The sequence below is a fragment of the Eubacterium sp. ER2 genome, assembly GCF_000765215.1.
Classification (GTDB): Bacteria; Bacillota; Clostridia; order Lachnospirales; family Lachnospiraceae; genus Claveliimonas; species Claveliimonas intestinigallinarum.
Genome location: NZ_JPJE01000015.1, coordinates 21,972 through 28,274, shown reverse-complemented (window position 1 = coordinate 28,274; position 6,303 = coordinate 21,972). Strand labels below are relative to the sequence as shown.

General features: G+C 45.0%; 10 protein-coding genes. 8 read left to right on the top strand and 2 right to left on the bottom strand.

The features are described from left to right. Window positions 1-116 precede the first annotated feature (116 nt). Window positions 117-356 carry a helix-turn-helix transcriptional regulator gene (locus NI21_RS0105985; protein ID WP_002578494.1) on the bottom strand — a complete coding sequence of 80 codons (240 nt, stop codon included), beginning with the start codon at window positions 354-356 and terminating at the stop codon, window positions 117-119. 120 nt (window positions 357-476) lie between these two features. Between NI21_RS0105985 and NI21_RS0105980 the strand changes: the two genes are divergently transcribed. The 6 genes from NI21_RS0105980 (at window position 477) to NI21_RS0105955 (ending at window position 4,876) form a co-directional block, all read left to right on the top strand. Further along, window positions 477-914: a hypothetical protein gene (locus NI21_RS0105980; protein ID WP_002578495.1), complete on the top strand. Its 438-nt coding sequence runs from the start codon at window positions 477-479 to the stop codon at window positions 912-914. Between the two features lie 136 nt (window positions 915-1,050). Next, window positions 1,051-1,644 carry a type IV toxin-antitoxin system AbiEi family antitoxin domain-containing protein gene (locus tag NI21_RS0105975; protein WP_002578496.1) on the top strand — a complete coding sequence of 198 codons (594 nt, stop codon included), beginning with the start codon at window positions 1,051-1,053 and terminating at the stop codon, window positions 1,642-1,644. Beyond that, window positions 1,641-2,495 carry a nucleotidyl transferase AbiEii/AbiGii toxin family protein gene (locus NI21_RS0105970; RefSeq protein ID WP_002578497.1) on the top strand — a complete coding sequence of 285 codons (855 nt, stop codon included), beginning with the start codon at window positions 1,641-1,643 and terminating at the stop codon, window positions 2,493-2,495. Before NI21_RS0105975 ends, NI21_RS0105970 begins: the two co-directional genes overlap by 4 nt. Beyond that, window positions 2,492-2,824: a hypothetical protein gene (locus tag NI21_RS0105965; protein ID WP_002578498.1), complete on the top strand. Its 333-nt coding sequence runs from the start codon at window positions 2,492-2,494 to the stop codon at window positions 2,822-2,824. Before NI21_RS0105970 ends, NI21_RS0105965 begins: the two co-directional genes overlap by 4 nt. Before the next feature lie 55 nt (window positions 2,825-2,879). Beyond that, on the top strand, window positions 2,880-4,295 hold the full coding sequence (locus NI21_RS0105960; RefSeq protein ID WP_002578499.1) for a relaxase/mobilization nuclease domain-containing protein: 1,416 nt from the start codon (window positions 2,880-2,882) through the stop codon (window positions 4,293-4,295). Window positions 4,296-4,579: 284 nt separating this feature from the next. Then, the gene (locus tag NI21_RS0105955; RefSeq protein ID WP_002576327.1) at window positions 4,580-4,876 is read left to right on the top strand and encodes a hypothetical protein; all 297 of its coding nucleotides are present in this window, start codon (window positions 4,580-4,582) and stop codon (window positions 4,874-4,876) included. A gap of 80 nt (window positions 4,877-4,956) precedes the next feature. Here NI21_RS0105955 and NI21_RS0105950 read toward each other — a convergent pair whose 3' ends face one another. Continuing rightward, window positions 4,957-5,310, bottom strand: coding sequence for a helix-turn-helix domain-containing protein (locus NI21_RS0105950; RefSeq protein ID WP_002576326.1), 354 nt, complete (start codon window positions 5,308-5,310; stop codon window positions 4,957-4,959). Window positions 5,311-5,475: 165 nt separating this feature from the next. On the opposite strand from NI21_RS0105950, the gene NI21_RS17245 reads away from it, so the two are divergent. Together NI21_RS17245 and bcrR are read left to right on the top strand one after the other, a co-directional pair. Next, window positions 5,476-5,673: a helix-turn-helix domain-containing protein gene (locus tag NI21_RS17245; RefSeq protein ID WP_009246557.1), complete on the top strand. Its 198-nt coding sequence runs from the start codon at window positions 5,476-5,478 to the stop codon at window positions 5,671-5,673. Then, entirely contained in the window at window positions 5,663-6,277 is a 615-nt protein-coding gene (bcrR, locus tag NI21_RS0105940) for a bacitracin resistance transcriptional activator BcrR (protein ID WP_033125332.1), read from the top strand. The genes NI21_RS17245 and bcrR overlap by 11 nt, the downstream gene beginning before the upstream one ends. Window positions 6,278-6,303: the final 26 nt, after the last annotated feature.

Below are 6,303 nucleotides of genomic sequence, written 5' to 3'. Positions count from 1 at the left end.
TCTTGATAAAAACCGGAAGGATCATTGAAATGTTGATAACTACAATAGAAAAGCCCCGGGGTAAACCGGGGACTTTGTCTACAGTCTGAAACCTCCGACGAATTTCGTCGGAGGTTTTATGGTTCTAGGTTATCTTCTTGAAAAAGCGGCGATGCAAAAAAGGTATCTATCCCAATCCCCATTCCTTGGCACATCTCATGAATGATCCGTAGCTTAACCGAATCATACGAGCAGTTGATGACATTTCCAATCGTAGACTTGGGAACACCGCTTTTCATATACAGTTGATATTGTGTCATTTTTCTTTCATCTAGTAATTCTAACAGACGTTTGCTTACCGCCTCGTTTAGCTTCATTCTATACACCGCCCCTGTGACTGTACTATATTTAGTATATGGGCAGTTTTGCTAAAATTGGTCCCTGTACCTGTACTAATAGAGCTATTTGCAGTATGATGGTAATAGGGGTGCCATCGTATGAACGTAACTTTTTGTGGCCATTCGCAAATCACAAAGGCAGACAATATTGCGAATTGGCTTCGCAATGTAACACAAGACCTAATTGAGCAAGGAGCAACAACTTTTTATCTTGGAGGATATGGAGAGTTCGACAGTTTAGCAGCGTCTATTTTACGGGAACAAAAGAAAAAGTATCCGCAAATCGAGCTGGTTCTTGTATTGGCATATTTGAACACTGGCCGGGATGTTTCTGGCTATGACAGTACCGTGTATCCACCGCTGGAAAACGTACCGCGCCGTTTTTCGATTTCTCATAGAAATCGCTGGATGGTAGAGTCCGCCGATGTAGTGGTGGCCTATGTTCTCCATGATTGGGGCGGAGCAGCCACAACGTTACGGTGTGCCAAACAGAAAAAGAAGCAGATTATTTCATATCGTGATGAAATGGGCAGCTGAGGTTGTCTATTTTGCTGCCACTTCATATTTCCAAAACTGTTGAACGTTAAGCTGTCGGTAAAATTATGCCGAATTTTCATCACTTTACTTTTGAACTAATATTGCTTATAATATTAGTGTGAAAGGAAGTGGTACGGTGGGACAATTTGAACAGCTGGATCAGCTGCTGGAAACACAGGATGGGATGCTGCGAACAGCTCAAGTAGTATCTGCTGGTATTTCTAAGCCTGTTTTTTATGATTATGTGCACTCACGGGAATTGGAGCGGGTCGCGCATGGAATTTATCTTTCCAAGGATGCCTGGGTCGATGCCATGTACTTACTTCATCTGCGGGTCGAACAGGCAGTGTTTTCCCATGAGACAGCTTTATTTTTTCACGATCTGACAGACCGCGAGCCGCTGGAATATACGGTCACAGTCAAGACCGGATATAATCCCTCCAAGCTGAAAGCAGAGGGCGTACAGGTATTCACCATTAAGGCGGAACTGCATGGGGTGGGCCTGACAACGGCTCAGACACCATTTGGGCATACAGTTCCTGTCTATGACCTGGAGCGCACCATCTGCGACCTGCTCCGCAGCAGGAACAACATGGAGATGCAGACTTTTCAAGGGGCATTAAAGATGTATGCCAGAAGAAAAGACAAAGACCTGCGGACATTGATGCGGTATGCCGGTATGTTCCGGGTAGAAAAAATTCTGCGGCAGTATTTGGAGGTGCTTTTATGATAAAAACAGCAAGGCAGTTGAAGGATCTGATCCGCAATCTTTCCAGAAAAAAATCTGCGGACGCCCAGCTCTTGATGCGGAACTACATGATGGAGCGTTTTCTGGAGCGTATCTCCCTTTCTGAATATCGTGACAAATTTATTCTGAAAGGCGGTATGCTGGTAGCGGCTATGGTTGGTCTGGATGCCCGTTCCACGATGGATTTGGACGCTACTGTAAAAGGAGCCAATGTCAATGTGGAGGACATAGAGAATTTGATTTCCGCTATTGTGAGTGTCCCGCTTGATGATGGCGTCAAATTCCAGCTGAAAAGTATTTCGGAGATTATGGATGAGGCGGAATATCCGGGGATTCGCGTAAATATGACTACAACCTTTGACGGTGTGGTGACGCCTTTGAAGATTGACATTTCCACAGGGGATGCCATTACCCCCAGGGAGATCCGCTACTCTTTCAAGCTGATGCTGGAAGATCGCTCCATTGATATTTGGGCGTACAATCTGGAAACGGTTCTGGCCGAAAAGCTGGAAACGATCATTACCAGAACTACCACCAACACCCGCATGAGAGATTTCTATGACATTTATATTCTGGAACAGCTGCATGGGAATACATTGGACCCTCAGATTCTCCATGATGCGCTGCGGGCCACTGCTCACAAACGCGGGACAGAACGACATCTTGCAGAAGCTGCCGAAGTTTTTGAGGAAGTGGAGAACAGCTCGGTTATGCAGAAACTTTGGGAATCGTACCGCAAAAAATTTTCCTATGCGGCAGATCTGGAGTGGAACATCATCATGGGGGCGGTGCGCAGTTTATACGCTCTCAGTGAAAAGGAATCGAGCCTATGAAGAAGCACGGCCATTATTGTAAAGTCTGCGGAGAATATAAGGCTAATGAAAAATTTTCCGGCAAAGGTCATGCGGCGCACGTCTGTAAATCCTGTGCTTCTTTGCCGCCGGAGAAGCAAGCGGAGCAAATGACAATAAACCGCTTGCTGAATCTCCCATGGAGATTATCAAAGGAGCAGATTTCCTGGCTGAAGAACCGAATGAAAGATAAGCGCCGGGAAGTTCGTGCGCTGGCAAAAGAACAATACGAGATGAGGTTTCCTCCGAAGCGGTTAGAGGACATCGAGGACAATTTTGATTTTCTCGATGAGGACGATTTAATAGAATAACAAAAGCGGTCTGCACCATGCAGGCCGTTTCTTTTTTGGAAAGGAGGTCTCCCTTATGGCAACCACACGCATCATGCCGCTGCATATCGGCAAGGGTCGGACTGAGAGCCGTGCCATCAGCGATATTATTGACTATGTGGCAAATCCCCAAAAGACCGACAACGGAAAATTGATTACCAGCTATGGATGTGACAGCCGCACTGCTGATGCAGAGTTTCTGTTGGCAAAGCGGCAGTATATTGCCGCCACCGGACGAGTGCGCGGTACAGATGATGTGATCGCCTACCATGTGCGCCAGTCGTTCAGGCCCGGAGAGATCACACCGGAGGAAGCCAACCGGCTGGGCATAGAATTTGCCAGGCGGTTCACCAAAGGCAATCATTCCTTTGTGGTCTGCACCCACATCGACAAATCGCATATTCATAATCACATCATCTGGTCGGCGGTCAATATGGATTGTGACCGGAAGTTCCGTAACTTTTGGGGAAGCACCAGAGCTGTTCGACGTTTAAGTGACACCATTTGTATCGAGAACGGACTATCCATTGTGGAGAACCCCAAGCCCCACGGAAAAAGCTACAACAAGTGGCTGGGCGAACAAGCCAAGCCCTCCCATCGGGAACAGCTACGGGTGATGATTGACCGGGCGCTGGAGCAAAAGCCAGCAGACTTTGACACACTTCTGCAACTGCTTTCCGAGATGGGCTGCGAGGTATCTCGGCGCGGGAAAGCAATCCGCCTTAAAGCTCCCGGCTGGAAGAATGTAGCCCGTATGGATGACAAGCTGGGAGCCGGGTACAGCGAAACAGAAATCCGTGCGGTGCTGGCTGGAGAAAAGCAGCACACGCCCCGCAAGAAATCCACCGTGCAGCCGGAGCCACCCAAGGTCAATTTGCTGGTGGATATTCAGGCAAAATTGCAGGCCGGGAAAGGTGCTGGATATGCACGCTGGGCCAAGGTTTTTAACTTAAAACAGATGGCGCAGACCGTGAATTTTCTTACCGAACATCACCTACTGGACTATACAGAGCTGGAAGAAAAAGCGGTGGCGGCTACCGCCCATCACAATGAGCTGTCAGCGCAGATTAAGGCGACGGAGAAACGCATGGCAGAGATCGCCGTCCTGCGTACCCATATCGTTAATTATGCCAAGACCCGCGAGACCTATGTTGCCTATCGCAAGGCCGGTTATTCCCGAAAATTTCGGGAGGAACATGAGCAAGAAATTCTGCTCCATCAGGCGGCAAAAAATGCCTTTGATGAGATGGGAGTGAAGAAGCTGCCCAAGGTCAAAGACCTGCAATCTGAGTATGCCAAACTGCTGGAGGAAAAGAAGAAAACCTACGCCGAGTACCGGCGTTCCCGTGAGGAAATGCGGGAACTTTTGACGGCAAAGGCCAATGTGGATCGGCTGCTGAAAATGGATGAGGAACAGAAAAAAGAACAAGAAAAAGACCACGGCCAGCGGTAAGCCGGTCATGGTCATAAGCGTCCATCGGACGCGTAGCCGCAGAATGAAATTCTGCGTTCAAAGGGGCTTGGGGGCGCTGCCCTCAACAAGCAAAGCAGAGGGGGAAATCACGTCAGGATTTTTCCCTCTGTGGGCCGAGTGTATTAACACCGGCATTGCTTGCCACTTTTGTTCGCAAACAATATCCGTATCCTTTACACGATGATTTACTTTTATTATCATAGTCGTAATAAGTATATAAACTACTTACATATAAGCACCTAAAATATGAAAGGGCTGATAAAATGATGACCTTTGAAAAGGTTTTAGAAGTATTCAACGATTACCTAAATAAAGATAGTGTTTTGGAGGTGGTGAACACTAAGCGAGGATACACCGTTATGATTTGGGATGAAAAAGATGAGCAATGGTTTGGTGTGGAACATTGCAAAGCCCCCGAGCTTTTACGGGATGCCTTACTTGATGGCTATCGTGATTTTTTAGAGCAACAACTTACTCATAACCGCAGGAGTTTAACCGAAACAGAAATCTTAGATATTCAAAACCGATGTGAACAGCTTTATGATTTGTGTGGAGAATAAAAAAATAACCTAAAAAGTGCGATAGCCTGTGTAGGTGTCGCACTTTTTTCAGTTGGCTTGGCTTACGAAAACAGCGTTAATTATTCCGCAGTTTCTCTTGCCTTTTTCAAGCCTTGAGCCGTAGCTTCCATCACGATAAGCTCCTTTTCTTCCATATCATTCAACAGTACATCAACTTGTTTGCGGCGATTGTTGTCGCCATCTTCATTGCATGGAAAAAAGAACTGGTCTACAGAGATGTCAAGCAAGGTAGTAATGAGATAAAATTTGTTAAGCCTTGGGTGCTGCCCCCTGTTCTCTATATACATAATAGAGCGTGGCGTAAGGTCTACCAGTTGGGCAAGATATTCCTGTGTCCACCCTTTTGCTTCCCGAGCTTTTTTTATCGCTATACCTAACGGCTTAAAATCAAGTTTTCTTTCATCTTGGTACATTTTAATATCATCCTATATCATTGTACATTTCGGGTGATGATATTTGAACGAAGTATGATTTTATGTTTAGTAGTGTATAATTTCGTATTAGTGGAGAGAAACTTGCTATTATTCGTCATTCCGTATATAATAATTATATACTCTTTGCGAAAGGAAGTTGATATTATGAATTACATTTCTGTGAAAGCCGCTTCTGAAAAATGGGGCATATCGGAAAGACGGATACAAAAATTATGTGAGGAAAATCGCATTGACGGAACTGAAAAATTTGGTCGTGCATGGATGATACCAAAAGATGCAGAAAAACCCGTTGATGGACGTATGAAAACAAGGAACAAACAGGAGGAGAATCATGGAATTTAATGAAAAGCTACAACAGCTTAGGACTGGAAAGAACTTAACGCAGGAACAACTTGCGGAGCAATTATATGTATCAAGAACAGCCATTTCAAAATGGGAAAGCGGCAAGGGTTACCCTAACATTGAGTCGCTCAAGTGTATTTCTAAATTCTTTTCTGTGACCATAGATGAACTGCTATCGGGCGAAGAACTGATTACACTTGCCGAAACTGAAAATCGTTCCAACTTGAAAAAAATTTACAGTTTCATTTATGGAATATTAGATATGATGGCGGTTACTTTTATACTTTTGCCGTTGTATGGTAACCTTGTTGACGGAGATATTTATTCTGTCAATCTACTTTCATTTACAGACACTACCCCAATATATCTTGCAATCTATTGGATTGTTTTTATTGTTTTGATTGCACTTGGGATAGCGAAACTGATGTGTGTTTGTTTTGAAAAGGAATCATGGAGCAACATAATCACAAAATGCTCTCTCGTGCTGAGTACGCTTTTTATCTGCTTCTTCGCTGCGGCAAGACAACCCTATGTAACCGCCCTTATGTTTCTGCTATTTGTTGCTAAAATATTTGTCTGGATAAAGCAAACCCAAACAAAGTAAAATGCCATAAACCCTTTAAAATAGGC